The organism is Pantoea sp. EEL5 (assembly GCF_049892805.1).
Classification (GTDB): domain Bacteria; phylum Pseudomonadota; class Gammaproteobacteria; order Enterobacterales; family Enterobacteriaceae; genus Pantoea; species Pantoea ananatis.
This window is the reverse complement of the sequence record NZ_JBNDNJ010000001.1, coordinates 1,393,840-1,410,370: the sequence shown is the minus strand read 5'-3', so window position 1 is coordinate 1,410,370 and position 16,531 is coordinate 1,393,840. Positions and strand designations below refer to the sequence as shown.

14 protein-coding genes are annotated in these 16,531 nt (G+C 54.8%); 7 read left to right on the top strand and 7 right to left on the bottom strand.

What is annotated here, in order from left to right; translation table 11 throughout:
* The first annotated feature begins 105 nt into the window (after nucleotides 1–105).
* Together zntB and ACPXSQ_RS06725 are read left to right on the top strand one after the other, a co-directional pair.
* Nucleotides 106–1,089: a zinc transporter ZntB gene (gene zntB, locus ACPXSQ_RS06730; RefSeq protein ID WP_013025892.1), complete on the top strand. Its 984-nt coding sequence runs from the start codon at nucleotides 106–108 to the stop codon at nucleotides 1,087–1,089.
* A gap of 290 nt (nucleotides 1,090–1,379) precedes the next feature.
* Complete coding sequence (locus ACPXSQ_RS06725; protein ID WP_022623200.1) at nucleotides 1,380–1,508, top strand: hypothetical protein; 129 nt, start codon at nucleotides 1,380–1,382, stop codon at nucleotides 1,506–1,508.
* A gap of 54 nt (nucleotides 1,509–1,562) precedes the next feature.
* Here ACPXSQ_RS06725 and ttcA read toward each other — a convergent pair whose 3' ends face one another.
* Together ttcA and ACPXSQ_RS06715 are read right to left on the bottom strand one after the other, a co-directional pair.
* Nucleotides 1,563–2,498, bottom strand: coding sequence for a tRNA 2-thiocytidine(32) synthetase TtcA (gene ttcA, locus ACPXSQ_RS06720; RefSeq protein ID WP_028715185.1), 936 nt, complete (start codon nucleotides 2,496–2,498; stop codon nucleotides 1,563–1,565).
* Nucleotides 2,499–2,938: 440 nt separating this feature from the next.
* A complete protein-coding gene (locus ACPXSQ_RS06715) occupies nucleotides 2,939–3,595 on the bottom strand; it encodes an MgtC/SapB family protein (RefSeq protein WP_013025890.1) in 657 nt (218 codons plus the stop codon).
* A 182-nt stretch (nucleotides 3,596–3,777) separates the two neighbouring features.
* Between ACPXSQ_RS06715 and ACPXSQ_RS06710 the strand changes: the two genes are divergently transcribed.
* The gene (locus tag ACPXSQ_RS06710; RefSeq protein ID WP_014605765.1) at nucleotides 3,778–4,053 is read left to right on the top strand and encodes a putative hemolysin; all 276 of its coding nucleotides are present in this window, start codon (nucleotides 3,778–3,780) and stop codon (nucleotides 4,051–4,053) included.
* Nucleotides 4,054–4,086: 33 nt separating this feature from the next.
* Here ACPXSQ_RS06710 and ACPXSQ_RS06705 read toward each other — a convergent pair whose 3' ends face one another.
* Nucleotides 4,087–5,079 (bottom strand): 2-hydroxyacid dehydrogenase, encoded by a 993-nt coding sequence (locus tag ACPXSQ_RS06705; protein WP_015700235.1) that lies wholly within the window; start codon nucleotides 5,077–5,079, stop codon nucleotides 4,087–4,089.
* Nucleotides 5,080–5,221: 142 nt separating this feature from the next.
* Here ACPXSQ_RS06705 and ACPXSQ_RS06700 point away from each other — a divergent pair, with 142 nt between their 5' ends.
* The 3 genes from ACPXSQ_RS06700 to ACPXSQ_RS06690 are packed head-to-tail and all read left to right on the top strand — an operon-like array spanning nucleotide 5,222 to nucleotide 8,372.
* Nucleotides 5,222–7,855, top strand: coding sequence for a YdbH family protein (locus ACPXSQ_RS06700; RefSeq protein ID WP_105079470.1), 2,634 nt, complete (start codon nucleotides 5,222–5,224; stop codon nucleotides 7,853–7,855).
* Nucleotides 7,852–8,040: a YnbE family lipoprotein gene (locus ACPXSQ_RS06695; RefSeq protein ID WP_014605768.1), complete on the top strand. Its 189-nt coding sequence runs from the start codon at nucleotides 7,852–7,854 to the stop codon at nucleotides 8,038–8,040. Before ACPXSQ_RS06700 ends, ACPXSQ_RS06695 begins: the two co-directional genes overlap by 4 nt.
* Nucleotides 8,041–8,051: 11 nt before the next feature.
* Nucleotides 8,052–8,372, top strand: a complete 321-nt coding sequence (locus ACPXSQ_RS06690) for a YdbL family protein (protein WP_105079471.1) — start codon at nucleotides 8,052–8,054, stop codon at nucleotides 8,370–8,372.
* Between the two features lie 70 nt (nucleotides 8,373–8,442).
* Here the strand turns inward: ACPXSQ_RS06690 and azoR are convergent, their stop codons facing one another.
* Entirely contained in the window at nucleotides 8,443–9,042 is a 600-nt protein-coding gene (gene azoR / locus ACPXSQ_RS06685; RefSeq protein ID WP_013025884.1) for an FMN-dependent NADH-azoreductase, read from the bottom strand.
* 247 nt (nucleotides 9,043–9,289) lie between these two features.
* Between azoR and hrpA the strand changes: the two genes are divergently transcribed.
* Nucleotides 9,290–13,189, top strand: a complete 3,900-nt coding sequence (gene hrpA / locus ACPXSQ_RS06680) for an ATP-dependent RNA helicase HrpA (RefSeq protein WP_116219754.1) — start codon at nucleotides 9,290–9,292, stop codon at nucleotides 13,187–13,189.
* Between the two features lie 89 nt (nucleotides 13,190–13,278).
* Here hrpA and ACPXSQ_RS06675 read toward each other — a convergent pair whose 3' ends face one another.
* The 3 genes from ACPXSQ_RS06675 to ACPXSQ_RS06665 all read right to left on the bottom strand — a co-directional run bounded on the left by ACPXSQ_RS06675 (nucleotide 13,279) and on the right by ACPXSQ_RS06665 (nucleotide 16,519).
* Nucleotides 13,279–14,088, bottom strand: a complete 810-nt coding sequence (locus ACPXSQ_RS06675) for a trypsin-like serine peptidase (RefSeq protein ID WP_013025882.1) — start codon at nucleotides 14,086–14,088, stop codon at nucleotides 13,279–13,281.
* 278 nt (nucleotides 14,089–14,366) lie between these two features.
* Nucleotides 14,367–14,864, bottom strand: coding sequence for an acid resistance repetitive basic protein Asr (asr, locus tag ACPXSQ_RS06670; RefSeq protein ID WP_013025879.1), 498 nt, complete (start codon nucleotides 14,862–14,864; stop codon nucleotides 14,367–14,369).
* Nucleotides 14,865–15,031: 167 nt separating this feature from the next.
* Nucleotides 15,032–16,519, bottom strand: coding sequence for a carboxypeptidase M32 (locus tag ACPXSQ_RS06665; RefSeq protein WP_013025878.1), 1,488 nt, complete (start codon nucleotides 16,517–16,519; stop codon nucleotides 15,032–15,034).
* Nucleotides 16,520–16,531: the final 12 nt, after the last annotated feature.

Genomic DNA, 16,531 nt, shown 5'->3' with positions numbered 1-16,531 from the left:
TGACATCAGGCCGTCTTTTGACATCTTTGTACACAGGCTCAGGATTGCAACTCAACAGCGCCACGCTAGACTGTATCGTATTGATTTTGATAGCGGGGTAACGGTGTGGACGGTGTAAAAGGAAAAGCGCTTCAGGTGACAGATGCCATTATTTCCTGCCAGTTGGATGGCAAGGGTGGCATGATCCCCATTGATGAAACGCAGGTGCTGCACGACGAGCATCCCTGCTGGTTGCATCTTAATTATACCCATCCTCGCAGCGCCGAATGGCTGCAGTCTACGCCTCAAATTCCGGATGCCGTGCGCGATGCGCTGGCTGGTGAAAGCATGCGTCCCCGTGTTTCCCGGCTGGGGGACGGTTTTATGATTGTCCTGCGCAGCGTCAACCATAACAGCGATGCACGTCCTGACCAGCTGGTGGCAATGCGGGTGTTCATTAACGATCAGCTCATTGTCTCCACGCGCCGACGCAAAGTGTTTGCCGTGGATGAAGTGCTGACCGATCTCGAAAACGGCAACGGTCCGGTGAACTGTGGCAGCTGGCTGGTTGAAGTCTGCGATGCCTTAACCGGGCACACCAGCGAATTTATCGAAGACCTACACGATAAAATCATTGAGCTGGAAGATGCCTTACTTGATCAACGTATTCCGCCGCGAGGTGAGCTGGGACTGTTACGCAAACAGCTGATCGTAATGCGCCGTTATATGGCACCGCAGCGCGATGTCTTCTCGCGCCTGGCGAGTGAAAAATTGCCGTGGATGGACGACAGCGAGCGCCGCCGTATGCAGGAAATTGCTGACAGACTGGGCCGCGGCCTGGACGATCTGGACGCCGGCGTAGCCAGAACCGCCGTGCTGGCAGACGAAGTGGCCTCGGTCATGGCGGAATCCATGAACCGCCGAACCTACACGATGTCGCTTATGGCCATGATCTTTCTGCCAGCGACCTTTTTGACTGGCCTGTTTGGCGTCAATCTGGGCGGGATCCCCGGCGGCGCATGGCGCTATGGCTTTAGCGTCTTTTGTCTTTTACTCGTGGTACTGGCGTTAGGCGTGGCTGGTTATCTGCGCAAGCGACGCTGGCTGTAAGGCATGGGAGAGGAGCAGGGCGTCAGTCAGGAAAATTCCATTAACAGGACTAAAGCTGATCGACGTCAATATCTTCCAGACGCAAACCGCGCAAAATCTCTCTCGCAGGTGAATGCAACGTCAAGCGATGGGCGTTGCGCTCCATATTGTCTTACTTCCTTTTTTGAATTATTGCATAGCATATTTAATTCGAAATACGCCGGCTAACTAGCCGGCTTTTTTTTTGCCCGCTGGCTGAGATGTCAATTCTTTCCTAAGCTTAAAATCCATTCGCATAAGAGGAGAACGGCATGATGGCGATTCACAACAGCGAGCCCATTCCAACGGATCCGCCCCCCATTCCGCAGCCGCAGCCCGATCCGCCACCGGAACCGGAGTTTCCGCCGGTAATGGATCCGCCCCCTCACCGCAACGTATAAAAAAAGGGCACGCGAGTTAATGCGTGCCCTTTACTTTCATCGAACAGATAAGCGTTACTTAATTTCCAGCACGTTAAGACGTTCGCTGAGGTCAGGCGTTTCTTCTTCCTCGGCGCGCCAGCCAACCGGTGTGACCGGCAGCGTTTCGCGATCAAAGGCCAGATCGCCGCCATCGACCACGGCATCACCGTGTTGAATACCTTTAAAATCAAAGAGTTTGATATCTGCCATGTGAGAGGGCACGACGTTTTGCATGGCGCTGAACATGGTTTCAATACGGCCAGGATAACGTTTATCCCAGTCGCGCAACATGTCTGCGACGACCTGACGTTGCAGATTCGGCTGAGAACCACACAGGTTGCACGGGATAATCGGAAACTGACGGGCTTCTGAGAAACGAATAATATCTTTCTCGCGGCAGTAAGCCAGAGGACGGATCACGATGTGTTTACCATCGTCACTCATCAGCTTGGGCGGCATGCCTTTCATCTTGCCACCGTAAAACATATTCAAAAACAACGTTTGCAGAATATCATCACGATGGTGGCCAAGGGCGATTTTCGTACAGCCCAGCTCCGTAGCGGTGCGATACAAAATTCCCCGACGCAGACGTGAGCACAGAGAGCAGGTCGTTTTACCTTCGGGAATTTTATCTTTAACGATTGAGTAGGTGTCTTCTTCAACGATTTTGTACTCAACACCCTGAGCATCAAGATATTCAGGCAGAATGTGTCCCGGGAATCCCGGCTGTTTCTGGTCAAGATTCACCGCCACCAGGCTGAATGACACCGGCGCGCTTTTTTGCAGGCTACGCAGGATTTCCAGCATGGTATAGCTGTCTTTGCCGCCTGACAGGCAAACCATAATGCGGTCGCCTTCCTCAATCATATTAAAATCGGCGATAGCCTCGCCAACGTTACGGCGTAAACGCTTCTGAAGCTTGTTGAGGTTGTACTGCTCTTTCTTGCTCGTTTCTTGATTTTGTTGCATTACGCGGTTTCTCAGTCATCAAAAGGGAAGTTCACAGAGTCAGTGTGCGGGTTAACCCGGCCCTGGCCCCGTGGGTCAATGCGCACAAACCTTTTACGCACTGCCGCGCCCCTTTGATTGGCTCTCTATGACGGCTTGTCGCCGGCAGTAAAAACCAGCGGACAAAAGTATGCCGCGTATGGTACGGATTACGCGTTCAATTTCCAATATCAATTTCTGCGTGCAGCAGAAAGTTCAAGGCTAACGATTCAGCCACGACAGGTCCGTTAGCCCTGTCTGGCGATAACGATAAACAGGAAGACCTGGCTATTCTGCCTGCAAAGGTCAGGCCACCATCCAGAGGTCTGTCAGGCCTCTGTCATTTTCGATGCTGGCGCGGTTCATCATTCGCCCGGCAGGGCATCTTTATTCCCATAGCGTCCCGTTTATTCAGGCCCTGATCACATCATTTCCAGCGACTGCACGCCTTTGACTTCCATGATTTTGTCATACAGGTGCGCATCGCTGGATTTGCGCGATAAGGTAACCTGCACGCTTAATTCACACTGGCCGCTTTCTTCATCCCGGTTAATCACCGAAATATTGCCGTAGCGGATGCCTTCACGTTGCATCACCAGTAACACCAGCGGCACGCTCTTGGCTTTGAGGTAAACAATCAGCGTATGATGTTTACCAATTAATAAATGGCTCAGGCGGCGGAACACCTCCAGCACCACCAGTGCCAGCACCGTGCCGTAAATCCCAATCTCATACATACCGCTCCCGATCACCAGCCCGATAGCGGCGGTAACCCAGAGTCCGGCCGCCGTGGTCAGGCCTTTTACCACCTGCTTTTGAATCAGGATGGTGCCGGCACCCAGAAAGCCCATGCCGCTTACCACCTGCGCCGCAACGCGGCTGGGATCGAGCGCCACATGATCTTTCATCAGCATGTCGGCAAAACCGTATTTCGAAACCAGCATAAACATGGCGCTGCCGATACCGACCAGGATATGGGTACGTAACCCGGCTTCTTTGGCACGCATCTGGCGTTCCAGGCCAATCAGCCCGCCTAAAATGCCGGCCAGCGCGATACGAATCAGCATATCCATTAACATTGTTTTTCTCCGGTAATCATCATGTTCAGATAAGTGCAGTTACGTGACAGTGTGATAACAGGATAATTCTGCTTGCAATTAGCTGTGAGGTTTTTTGTAAAAAGCTGTTTCTTCTATCGACCCCGCGTCAGGGCTGACATATTCTTGCTAAGCCTTTAACTCACCTTCCCGGAGTCTGATTGATGAAAGCCGCTACTTTTCTGCTGGCTGGTGCCGCGTTGATACTGTCTGCCTGCAGTAGTAACAGCGATGACAACGAGCCACCACAACAAGCTACTGCCGCCCATGTTCAGCCACACGTGGTGATGTCGTCAATGGCAGAGGCAAACTGTGCCAATGCAGGAGGGACACTGGCGTTCTCAAGTCAGCTGGACGGATCGCGCATCGGGATGTGCCAGTTAGTTAACGGCCGCCGCTGCAGCGAACAAGCGCTAATCGGCGGTAACTGCGCACGCTAACGGGTTCAGGCCGGATAACACCGGCCGGATACGTCAGGCGGTAACCCGATTTTGACAGGTTTCGCCGCGGTTTAGCTGGCTGAGGTTTTCCAGCGTGGTGTCTGATATCGCCGTCAGGGCTTCGGCGGTGAGAAACGCCTGATGACCGGTAAACAGCACGTTATGACAGGCTGACAGGCGGCGGAATACATCATCCTGAATCACATCATTAGATTTGTCTTCAAAGAACAGATCCCGCTCGTTTTCATAAACGTCCATGCCCAGCGCGCCTATTTTTTGCTGCTTCAACGCATCAATCGCAGCCTGAGAATCAATTAATCCGCCCCGACTGGTATTAATGATCATGACGCCGTCACGCATCTGCGAAAAAGCCTGTGCGTTGAGTAAATGATGGTTCTCCGCCGTCAGTGGACAGTGCAGACTGATGACGTGCGACTCGGCAAACAGGGTTTTCAGATCGACATACTCCGCGCCGAGCGCTAAAGCCTGCTCGCTGGGATAAGGATCAAACGCCAGTAAACGCATTCCGAACCCTTTTAATATGCGCAGCGTGGCGATGCCGATTTTGCCGGTGCCAATGATACCGGCCGTTTTGTTATGCATGTTAAAACCGGTCAGGCCGTCCAGCGAAAAATTGGCGTCGCGGGTGCGCTGGTAAGCGCGATGAATCCGGCGGTTCAGCGTCATCATCAGCCCCACCGCATGCTCGGCAACGGCCTCCGGGGAGTAGGCAGGCACGCGGACGACCTGAAGCCCCAGCTCGGCTGCCGCGTCGAGATCGACATTGTTAAATCCCGCACAGCGCAGGGCAATGTAGCGGACGCCCAGCCCCGCCAGCTCTTCGAGCACCGGGCGGCTGCCGTCATCATTCACAAAGATACATACCGCATCGCAGTCTACCGCCGTCTTCGCCGTGCTTTCGCTGAGTAAAAAATCAAAAAAGACCAGTTCGAAACCATACTGTTGGTTGACCTGTTCAAGGTACTTCTGGTCATAGTGTTTAGTACTGTATACGGCGATTTTCATCGTTGTGCTCCTGAAAAGGGAATGCAACAAGAATAACGTTTTCTGTTGCTTTTTGCTGGTCGCTGTTTACCTTTCGCGGTGAAACCTTCACCTTCCGGACGTTACGTGCCATCATTATTCTCAGGATAGTGAGAAAAAAAGGATGCTTGTTTTCATGCCGCGGATTTTCCGTCGACGTCTCGCCGCTGTTCTGGCGCTGATTTTATTGCTGCTGGGATTACTACTGACGATCACACAGTGGCTGCCGCGCCTGGTGGGCATTTGGCTGCCTGCAGGTACGCGCGTCGAGCTGGAGGGCGCGCCACGCTGGCGGAACGCGCAGGTGCTGTTTCCCAACATCCATTACCTGGCGGATGACTGTCGTCTGGCGAGTTTCAAAAACGCCGCGCTGGGTTGGCATCACGCGCGCTGGGCGCTCAATGCGGATCAGGTCACGCTGGAAACTGAATGTCTGCAACAGCTACCTGAAACGCAAAACGATACGGCCGCGCCCAAAACTCTGGCCCAGTGGCAGGCAATGTTGCCGGGCGCCGACATTCACATTGGTAAACTGACCGTTTCCCCCTGGCAGGATTATGCTGGCGGGCTGGATCTGACGCTGGATAAATCGCGACAGCAGTTACACTACCGCGGTGATAACCTGCAGCTCGACGCCACATTACAAGGACAGCAGCTCAATATTAGTCAACTGACGGTGACGCATCCCGCTTTACCCGAACCGCTCAGCCTTAATGGCCACTTCGAACTGCCCAAATATGCCAACGGCTTGCCGGTGAACGGTGAAATTACCGGCACGCTGGCGCTGGCGGCATTCCCGCAACCTGTGGACGCTGCGCTCAGTTGGGCGCATCAACGTGGTCTGCTTAATGTCACCACGGGGGGCAGCGATCGTCCTTTACTCCATCTTCCCTGGCAGGCCAGCCGAACCCGTATTGATATCGAAAAAGGTGAATATTACTGGCCACTGGCCTCGCAGCCGCTGTCGGGTTTCGTCAATCTGACGCTGAATAACTGGCAGGACGGGCTGGAGGCGACCCAAATCGTCGGTCGTCTCAATATGCTCACGCAGGGCCGGGGCGGTAAAGGTAACGTGGTGCTGGGGATGGGGCCGGGTCACCTCAGCCTTACGCAAAGCCAGCTGCCTTTGCAACTGACGGGCGAAAGCAAATTCGCGGCGATGCAGCTTTACGGCAGCATTCCCGGCGAGCTGAACGGCTCGTTGCTCAATCCGCAACTGACGATAAAACCCAAAGCACTTTTGCGCCTGCGCGGGCGTTTGCTCTCCACGCTGGAAGTCGATGAAGCGCGCTGGCCGCTGGCCGGCGTGCGCTTATCTTCGCAAGGCATCTCCGGACGCCTGCAGGCCATTCTCCGCGCTCACGATCCCAGCTTTGGCCGCTTTACGCTGCACCTGGATGGCGGCGCGCATAACTTCTGGCCGGATTCAGGCGTCTGGAACTGGCGTTACTGGGGCGAGGGAGAAATGCGTCCCTTACAGGCAAAGTGGGACGTCAATGGCACGGGCGGCTGGCGCGATACGCTGATTCATCTGGATAGCCTGTCTACAGGTTTCAATCAGCTGGAATACGGCAGCGTTCGGGTAGAGAAGCCGCGCTTAACGCTCACGGCGCCGGTGAACTGGCAGCGTGATGCGCACCACCCGTCATTTACCGGCCAATTCAAGATGCAGGCAGGAGAAACGCGCTTCAGCTACGGGGGCAGGCTGGCGGCCTCAACGCTGGACTTCGGTGCGACGGGCAGCGATCCCGGGCATTTCGTCTGGGGCGGACAGCTGAACGCGAGCAAGGTGGGGCCGGTACGTGTTAACGGCCGATGGGACGGCGAGCGTTTACGCGGACAGGCCTGGTGGCCAACGCAGTCGCTGACGGTATTCCAGCCGCTCCTCAGCCCTGAACTTAAAATGAAGATTCAGTCAGGTGAGTTACGCGCTCAGGTGGCTTTTTCTGCCGCCGCCAGACAGGGCTTTCAGGCTGGCGGTCACTGGACGGTGAAAAACGGCAGCGTCTGGACGCCGGACAGCCAGGTCAACGGGGTGGATTTTTCGCTGCCATTCCGACTGCAAAATCAACAGTGGCATTTCGGGTTACGCGGGCCGGTTTCGTTACGTATCGCCGAGATTAAAAATCAGTTTGCGATGCAGAACATTCGGGCCGACCTGCAGGGCGCTTATCCCTGGCGTGAAAACGATCCGCTGTGGTTACAGGATGTCAGTATGGATCTACTGGGCGGACACATTACCCTGCCATCCCTGCGCCTGCCTCAGCACAGCCCGGCGCGCGTTTCGCTCCGTGACATAAGCCTCAGCAAGCTCGTCAGCGCCATTAAACCTAAACAGTTTGCCATGTCTGGAAACGTGAATGGCGAGTTACCGCTGTGGATCAGTAATCCCCACTGGATTATTGAAAATGGCTGGATTGCCAACAGCGGGCCGCTGACTTTCCGTATGGATAAAGATATGGCCGATGCCATTACCCGCAACAATGTCGCCGCCGGTGCGGCGATGGACTGGCTGCGCTACATGGAGATTTCGCGGTCATGGGCCACGCTTAATCTGGACAATCTCGGGGAACTGACGATGGAAGCCCAGGTAAAAGGCACCAGCCGCTTCAGTAATCGTAATCAGACCGTTAATTTAAATTATCGTCATCAGGAAAACCTGTTCCAGCTGTGGCGCAGCCTGCGCTTTGGCGATAATTTGCAATCCTGGGTGGAGCAAAATGCCACCTTGCCGTCAAAAAAGGATCAATCACCATGAGCCTCAGGGCCTTACTGCTGATGGTAGCCTGGCTACCGCTGATGGGTTGTGTGCCACGCATCGAAGTGGCGGCGCCAAAAGACCCCATTACTATTAATATGAATGTGAAAATTGAGCATGAGATCCACATTAAAGTGGACAAGGATGTCGAAGCCTTACTGAAAAACCAGAGCGGCCTGTTCTGAGGAGAGCCAGCATGAAACGCATTGGTCTTGCACTTTTACTGGCGACGACGATGAGCCAGCCGGCCTGGGCTCTGACGCTTGATGAGGCCCGTCAGTCGGGCCGGGTCGGCGAAACCCTGTCCGGTTATATTGCCCCTCGATCAGACGACAGCGAAACCCTCGCACTGGTTAAACGCATCAATGACGGACGGCGCGCAGAGTACCAGCGTCTTGCCGGGCAGAACAACCTGAAAACCGATGAGGTGGCCCGCATCGCTGGACAAAAGCTGGTCACGCGGGCGGGGACGGGGGAATACGTTCAGGGCATTAACGGGCAGTGGTTGCATAAATAGCCCTATTGAGCAGGGCGATGCAGGCATAAAAAAACCGGGCTGATGCCCGGTTCCGCGTCAAACAGCATTATCACGCAGTAGCAATCTGCTTAATCGCGTCTTTGGCTTCGCTGGTTGCTTTCGTGGCTACTTCCGGGCCGTAAGCGATGCCTTCAGCCAACACGAACTCAACGTCGGTGATGCCGATAAAGCCCAGGAACAGCTTGACGTAAGGGGTCAGCAGGTCAGAAGGGCTGTCTTTATGAATGCCACCACGGCTCGACAGAATCACCGCACGTTTACCTTTCACCAGACCTTCCGGGCCCGCTTCGGTATAACGGAAGGTCACGCCAGCACGCGCGATCAGGTCGAAATAGTTCTTCAGCTGAGTCGGGATGTTGAAGTTGTACATTGGGGCCGCCATGACGATAACGTCGTGCGCCTGCAGCTCAGCAATCAGTTCATCAGACAGTGCCAGCGCTTCCTGCTGACGCGGTGACAGTGGCGCATCAGAAGGGCGCAGTGCGCCAACTAACTCACCGTCCAGTACCGGAACCGGGTTAGCAGCCAGATCGCGCACGGTGATCTGGTCGCCCTTAGCCTGTGCCTGCTCGATATAGAAGTCTGCCAGCTGGCTTGACTGAGAATAACCCGCAAGAATGCTTGATTTCAGAACGAGTACTTTGCTCATAGTAGTTTCCTGTCTGTTATGCGGAAGGCTTTCCGCTCAATGGTTTACACTTTACAAACATCGGCCTTAGGGTGAAAGCGCAATATTTCGAGAGCTATATTCGAATTAATTGAACAAGCCGGTTTTGCCAACCATCACGGCGTAAAAGGGAATGTGCTATGCTAGGCGCAATTATTAGCGTTAATCAGCGGGTTATCTTAGCACTGTACGCTGAATCCACACCGTCTGAGTAAGGTACGTCACTACTATGTCTTCTCCGGTTTCATCCCCATTAACGCCGCTCTGGTCGCGGCTTGATGCGTTAATGCTGCGTGACCGTCAACGCTTGCAGCGTCGGTTACATGGCGCCAAAAAAATCAAAAATCCCGACGCTCAGCAAAGCATCGCCGCCGAGCTTGAGCAGGATATCATTGTTGCAGAGCGCCGCGTTGCACAACGTGTTGCGGCGACGCCGCGCATCACGTTTCCGGAAAATCTGCCAGTCAGCCAGAAGCAGCAGGTCATCGCAGAGGCGATTCGTGAACACCAGGTGGTTATCGTCGCGGGTGAAACCGGATCGGGCAAAACCACCCAGTTGCCCAAAATTTGCCTGACGCTGGGTCGCGGTATTACCGGCTTAATTGGTCACACTCAGCCGCGTCGGCTGGCGGCACGTACCGTTGCCAACCGCATCGCCGACGAGCTGGAAACTTCGCTCGGTGGCTGTGTGGGTTACAAAGTGCGGTTTAACGATCAGGTCAGCGAAACGACCCAGATTAAACTCATGACAGACGGAATTCTGCTGGCGGAAATCCAGCAGGACCGCATGCTAATGCAGTATGACACCATCATCATTGATGAGGCTCATGAACGCAGCCTAAATATCGACTTCCTGCTGGGCTACCTGCGGGAGTTACTGCCGCGTCGTCCCGATCTGAAAGTGATTATTACGTCAGCAACCATCGATCCCCAGCGCTTCTCTCGTCATTTCAACAACGCGCCGGTGATTGAGGTGTCGGGCCGCACCTATCCGGTAGAAGTGCGCTACCGTCCGGTGGTGGAAGAGGCGGAGGATGTTGACCGCGATCAACTTCAGGCCATCTTCGACGCGGTCGATGAGCTGGGGCGTGAAGGCCGGGGCGACATCCTGATTTTTATGAGCGGTGAGCGCGAAATTCGCGATACCGCCGACGCGCTGATGAAGCGCGATCTGCCCCATACCGAAGTGTTGCCGCTCTATGCCCGTCTGTCTAACAGCGAGCAGAACCGGGTATTTCAGTCGCACAGCGGGCGGCGTATCGTGCTGGCAACCAACGTCGCCGAAACGTCGCTGACCGTACCGGGCATCAAATACGTTATCGATCCCGGCACGGCGCGTATCAGCCGCTACAGCTATCGCACGAAAGTGCAGCGCCTGCCGATAGAGCCGATTTCGCAGGCCTCCGCGAATCAGCGTAAAGGACGTTGCGGGCGCGTGTCGGAAGGGATCTGCATACGGCTCTATGCCGAAGACGATTTCCTGAGCCGTCCTGCCTTTACCGATCCTGAAATCCTGCGTACCAATCTGGCCTCGGTTATTCTGCAGATGACCGCGCTGGGGCTGGGCGATATCGCGGCCTTCCCGTTCGTGGAAGCACCGGATAAACGTCACATTCAGGATGGCGTAAGGCTCCTGGAGGAGCTGGGGGCATTAACCCTCAATGACGACGGACATTACTCACTCACCGGCTCCGGCCGCCAGCTGGCGCAGTTGCCTGTCGATCCGCGCCTGGCGCGCATGGTGCTGGCAGCACAGCAGTACGGCTGCGTGCGGGAAGTGATGATCATCGCTGCCGGCTTATCGATTCAGGACCCGCGCGAACGTCCCGCCGACAAAAAGCAGGCCTCGGATGAAAAACACCGACGCTTTGCGGATAAAGAGTCAGATTTTGTGGCATTTGTGAACCTGTGGAACTACCTGGGCGAACAGCAGAAAGCGCTGTCCGGTAACCTGTTCCGCCGTCAGTGTAAAACAGACTATTTAAACTATCTGCGCGTGCGCGAATGGCAGGATATCTATACTCAGCTCCGTCAGGTGGTGCGCGAACTGGGCATTCCCGTTAACAGCGAGCCAGCGGAGTACAGAGAGATTCACTGTGCCTTGCTGACCGGCTTACTGTCACATATCGGTCAGAAAGACGCCGATAAACAAGAGTTTACCGGCGCACGCAACGCCCGTTTTGCTATCTTTCCCGGCTCTGGACTGTTTAAAAAGCCGCCTAAATGGACAATGGTCGCTGAACTGGTGGAAACCAGCCGGCTGTGGGGCCGCATGGCGGCGCGCATCGATCCCGAGTGGATTGAGCCGCTGGCGCAGCACCTGATCAAACGCAGCTACAGCGAACCGCACTGGGAGAAATCGCAGGGCGCGGTGATGGCCACCGAAAAGGTTACCCTGTACGGTTTGCCGATTGTGGCTGCGCGCAAGGTGAATTACGGCACCATCGATCCCACGCTCAGCCGCGAGCTGTTTATTCGCCATGCGCTGGTTGAGGGCGACTGGCAGACGCGTCATGCGTTTTTCCGCGCTAACCAGAAACTGCGCAGCGAAGTCGAAGATCTGGAACATAAATCCCGTCGCCGCGATATTCTCGTGGATGATGAAACGCTGTTTGCTTTCTACGATCGGCGCGTGGGCAAGGATGTCGTTTCAGCCCGCCATTTTGACACGTGGTGGAAGCAGGCCAGCAAAACCAATGCTGAACTGCTGAACTTTGATAAGCAGATGCTGATCAAAGAGGGCGCGGATAAGGTCAGCCAGCTCGACTATCCCAACGTCTGGCATCAGGGAAACCTTAAACTCAAGCTGAGTTATCAGTTTGAACCCGGTGCGGATGCCGATGGCGTGACGGTCCATATACCTTTACCGCTGCTTAACCAGGTGGAGGAAGCGGGTTTTGAATGGCAGATCCCCGGCGTGCGGCGCGAGCTGATCATCGCCCTCATCAAATCGTTACCAAAGCCACTGCGCCGCAACCTGGTGCCTGCACCCAACTATGCTGAGGCGTTTCTGGGCCGTGTTACCGCCATGGAGATGCCATTGCTGGATGCGCTGTCGCGGGAATTCCGCCGCATGACCGGCGTGACGCTGGAGCGAGACAACTGGCAGTGGGAACAGGTGCCCGATCATCTGAAAATGACGTTTCGGGTTGTCGATGAGCACAACCGCAAACTTCAGGAAGGCAAAGATCTTGCTGGGCTGAAACGCCTGTTAAAAGGAAAGGTGCAGGAAACGCTCTCTAACGTGGCGGACGATGGCCTGGAGCAGAGCGGTTTGCACCTCTGGAGCTTCGGCGATTTACCGCGCAGTTACCAGCAAAAACGCGGCAGCTATGAGGTAAAAGCCTGGCCTGCTCTGGTTGACGAGAAGGACAGCGTGGGCATCCGCTTGTTTGACAGCGAGCACGAGCAGCAGAAAATGATGTGGCGCGGTCAGCGCCGCCTGTTGTTGCTGAATATTCCGTCCCCCGTGAAGTATCTGCATGAAAAGTTGCCGAACAAAGCCAAGCTGGGGCTGTATTTTAACCCTTACGGCAAGGTCATGGAGCTGATTGATGACTGCATTGCCTGCGGCGTTGACAAGTTAATCGCGGAAGCCGGTGGCCCGGCATGGGAGCAAACGCAGTTTGAAGCGCTAAGGGAAAAAGTGCGCGCCGAACTCAATGATACCGTGGTAGAGATCGCAAAGCAGGTTGAGCAGATTCTGACAGCGGTATTTTCGATTAACAAACGTCTGAAAGGGCGGGTAGATATGACGCTGGCGCTGGCACTGGCGGATATCAAAGCGCAGATGAACGGCCTGGTTTACCGGGGTTTTGTCACCCAGAATGGCTGGCAGCATCTGGCAGATACGCTGCGTTATCTGCACGGCATTGAGCGACGGCTGGAGAAGTTGCCGGTCGATCCTCATAGCGATCGCGCCCGAATGCTCAAAGTGCAGGCCGTCGAGCAAGCGAGGCAGGCATGGTGGAATAAATTGCCGCCGCAGCGTCAGGATGACGCGGACGTGCAGCATATCCGCTGGATGATTGAAGAGCTACGAATCAGCCAGTTTGCGCAACAGCTGGGAACGCCTTATCCGATCTCGGATAAACGCATCCTGCAGGCGATGGAGCAAATCGCAGGCTAGTTGCCGAGACAGCTCGCGTAAAAAAAAGCCCGCACCTTGATGGATGCGGGCTTTTTTATGTGTTCAGATCGTGTAACCCCTCAGGCAACCTACTGGGCCAGCGCTTCAAGCCGGTCTTTAAAGGAGGTCACGGCAATCGCCCGGTTATCCGCAAGATAGCGATCTTTTGCGGCAGGTGCCGAACTCTGCACGGCAATCAGCTGCCAGCCTTTATCGCCTTTCAACAGTAGCGGCGAACCGCTGTCACCCGGCAGCGTATCACACTGGTGCGATAACACGGCACGCTGCGCCCAGCCGGTGATCAGGCAGTCGCTGTGTGAATACAGGCTGTCAAGATGATCGGCAGGGTAGCCAGCCTGAGTCACTTTACGTCCGGCTTCTTTAAGCGCGTCCGTTAAATCACTGCGTGAACCATCAAACAGCGGAATCGGCGTAATGGCAGAAGGGGGATTACGTAAAATAACCAGACCATAGTCGAACGGTGCTGCGCTGCTGGGGACGATCCATCCTTCGCCATCGGCTTTTAGCCTGTGGACCAGAGAAGGTTCAACGCGGGCATCAATGTCGTGGATCTCGTAGCGCCAGCCTTTTTTGGTCGACATAAAGCGCAGCGCGACCGGTTTATCAAACTTGCCCGGTGGCGTCAGTAAACAGTGGCCTGCGGTCAGTGCCAGATGTGGTGAAATAAGCGTTGCGGTGCACAGGTTACCACTTTCGGTTTCCAGTTGACCTATCGCATCCCAGGGCGCGTCGCTGACGTCGGTAATCGCCTGACGATGATCCTTACCAAAAAACAGCATTTTTATTTCGGCAGGCGTCGGTGAATCATCATTATCATCGGCATGAACAACGGCGGTGAAACTGAAAAGTCCAACGATTAACAGGGTAGCCAGGCGCATAGAACTCTCAATAGCGAGAAAAAGAAAACGTTTTTGTTATTACTGAAGTGACATAACTATAGTCAGTGAGCGGTAAAAAAGGGAGTCTTTTCAGTTAATCAGTACGCGACAGCGACTAAATAAAAAAACTGGCCGCGATAACGCCACATAAGATCATCACAATCAGAATAATTTCGAAGCGATAGCGACGGACCATATTAGCCACTCCAGTAAAGAAACACCCGGCAGAACCGGGTGTTTTAATTATTAACGCTTACTCGGAACCCTAAAGGGTGACCTTATTTTTTAGCGGCTTTTTTGTGGTGCTTTTTAGCAGCCTGGGCTTTCTGAGCTGGTTTAGCTTTGTGGTGTTTTTTAGCGGCCTGGGCTTTCTGGGCTGCTTTAGCTTTGTGGTGTTTTTTAGCAGCCTGAGCTTTCTGGGCTGGTTTAGCTTTGTGGTGTTTCTTAGCAGCCTGGGCTTTCTGGGCTGGTTTAGCTTTGTGATGCTTTTTAGCGGCCTGCGCTTTCTGAGCGGTATCTTTCTTAGCGACTTTCTTTTTAGCCGCCTGAGCTTTCTGCGCGGTGTCTTTCTTCACTGCTTTTTTCTTAGCAGCCTGAGCTTTCTGTGCAGCTTTATGGTGCTTCTTGTGAGCGGCAGCTTTGTGTTCGGTCTTAGCAGGTGCAGCGGTAGTAGTAGTGGTAGCAGCAGCGGCTGGAGCAGCAGTTGTCTCGGCAGCGAAAGCAACTGAAGACAGACCCATGGCAGCGGCGATTACCAGTGCAAATAATTTTTTCATTGCAAAACCCTCGGACTATTTTTTCATGTGTAGCCCACTGCGGGGCCGGTGAAATGACTATATGAGAAAATAACAGGCGCGTCCGTGGGTCATTGGTATCGCCGTGTAACCGATTGTACAAAGTGGGCGGGGGGAAGTGAAAGGCGGCCTTCAGACCGCCTGCTACCTTAACTGTTCAGGTAACGCTGCTCAAGATGTTTGCGGAAATAGTCCGGGTTCAGCGCCTCTCCCGTGGCATTAAGCATCAGCTGATCGGTAGAGAAACGGCTGCCGTGTTGCCAGATATTCTGTTGTAGCCAGTCAAAAACGGGCTGCAGTTCGCCATGCAAAATCAGCTCTGCCGACTGTGGAATCGCTTTTTGCAAAGCCTGGAACAACTGAGCCGCGTACATCGCGCCCAACGTATAGGTCGGGAAATAGCCGAACGCGCCATCGGTCCAGTGAATATCCTGCATGCAGCCGTTGCGGTAATTCCCGCGCGTATCGATGCCCAGAGACTGCTGCATTTTCTCATCCCAGAGTGCGGGGATATCCTCGACCTCAATCTCACCTTCGATGAGCGCACGTTCAATTTCATAACGCAGAATCACGTGGGCCGGATAGCTCAGCTCGTCGGCATCCACGCGAATCAATCCGGGTTTTACCTGCTGAGCTAAACGCACAAAGTTATCAGCCTGCAGTGCCGGTTGCGCCCCCATCTTAGCGATCACCTGCGGCAGGATGCGTTGCAGGAACTGCGCGCTGCGGCCCAACTGCATTTCCATAAACAGACTTTGTGATTCATGAATGGCGGTGGAGCGCGCCAGTGCCACCGGCTGGCCCCGCCACTGTTTGGGCAGGTTTTGCTCGTAACGGGCATGGCCGGTTTCATGGATCACGCCCATCATGGCACTCAGAAATTCATCCTGATTGTAACGGGTGGTGATGCGCACATCGTCGGGGACGCCGCCGCAGAAAGGATGCGCACTGATATCCAGCCGACCATGGTTAAAATCAAAGCCCAGCTCGGCCATAATGCTCAGCCCCAGCTCGCGCTGCGCCTCGATGGGGAATGGCCCCTGAGGGGTTAACTTGGGTTCTTGCGCCTGTTTTTCCACCACCTGTTGCAACAGCGCCGGTAGCCAGGTTTTTAACTGTCCAAACGTCTCATCCAGTCGGGCGCTGGTCATCCCCGGCTCAAAAACATCGAGCAGGGCATCGTACCGGGAACAGCCATTGGCTTGCGCGCGCAGTTGCGCTTCCTCACGACTTAAGCGCACCACCTCTTTCAAATTTGTGGCAAAGCCCTGCCAGTCATTGGCGGGACGCTGGCTGCGCCAGGCATGTTCACAGCGCGAACCCGCAATGGATTTTGCTTCGACCAGTTCGGCAGGCAGTAAGGTCGCCTGGGTCCAGGCGCGACGCATCTCGAGCAGGTTGGCGCGCTCTACATCATTGAGAGATTGCTGTTCTGCCTGCTCAAGCCAGTCACCCAGGCGCTTGTCTGTCAGGATCTGGTGCTGCAAAACACTCATCTCCGCCAGCGCTTCACCCCGCGCAGCACTGCCGCCTGGTGGCATCGTGGTCTGCATATCCCATCCGGCGATGGCGCTGACGTGGCTGAAACGCGACAGGCGCTGAAAAGTGGCACAAAGTTGTTGATAAGCTGAAGTCACATAATGCTCCTG

Coding starts and splice junctions, on each gene's coding strand:
- ACPXSQ_RS06725 (WP_022623200.1), top strand. CDS start 1,380: ATGATGGCGATTCACAACAGCGAGCCCATTCCAACGGATCCGCCCCCC.
- ttcA (WP_028715185.1), bottom strand. CDS start 2,498: ATGCAACAAAATCAAGAAACGAGCAAGAAAGAGCAGTACAACCTCAAC.
- ACPXSQ_RS06715 (WP_013025890.1), bottom strand. CDS start 3,595: ATGTTAATGGATATGCTGATTCGTATCGCGCTGGCCGGCATTTTAGGC.
- ACPXSQ_RS06710 (WP_014605765.1), top strand. CDS start 3,778: ATGAAAGCCGCTACTTTTCTGCTGGCTGGTGCCGCGTTGATACTGTCT.
- ACPXSQ_RS06705 (WP_015700235.1), bottom strand. CDS start 5,079: ATGAAAATCGCCGTATACAGTACTAAACACTATGACCAGAAGTACCTT.
- ACPXSQ_RS06700 (WP_105079470.1), top strand. CDS start 5,222: ATGCTTGTTTTCATGCCGCGGATTTTCCGTCGACGTCTCGCCGCTGTT.
- ACPXSQ_RS06695 (WP_014605768.1), top strand. CDS start 7,852: ATGAGCCTCAGGGCCTTACTGCTGATGGTAGCCTGGCTACCGCTGATG.
- ACPXSQ_RS06690 (WP_105079471.1), top strand. CDS start 8,052: ATGAAACGCATTGGTCTTGCACTTTTACTGGCGACGACGATGAGCCAG.
- azoR (WP_013025884.1), bottom strand. CDS start 9,042: ATGAGCAAAGTACTCGTTCTGAAATCAAGCATTCTTGCGGGTTATTCT.
- hrpA (WP_116219754.1), top strand. CDS start 9,290: ATGTCTTCTCCGGTTTCATCCCCATTAACGCCGCTCTGGTCGCGGCTT.
- ACPXSQ_RS06675 (WP_013025882.1), bottom strand. CDS start 14,088: ATGCGCCTGGCTACCCTGTTAATCGTTGGACTTTTCAGTTTCACCGCC.
- asr (WP_013025879.1), bottom strand. CDS start 14,864: ATGAAAAAATTATTTGCACTGGTAATCGCCGCTGCCATGGGTCTGTCT.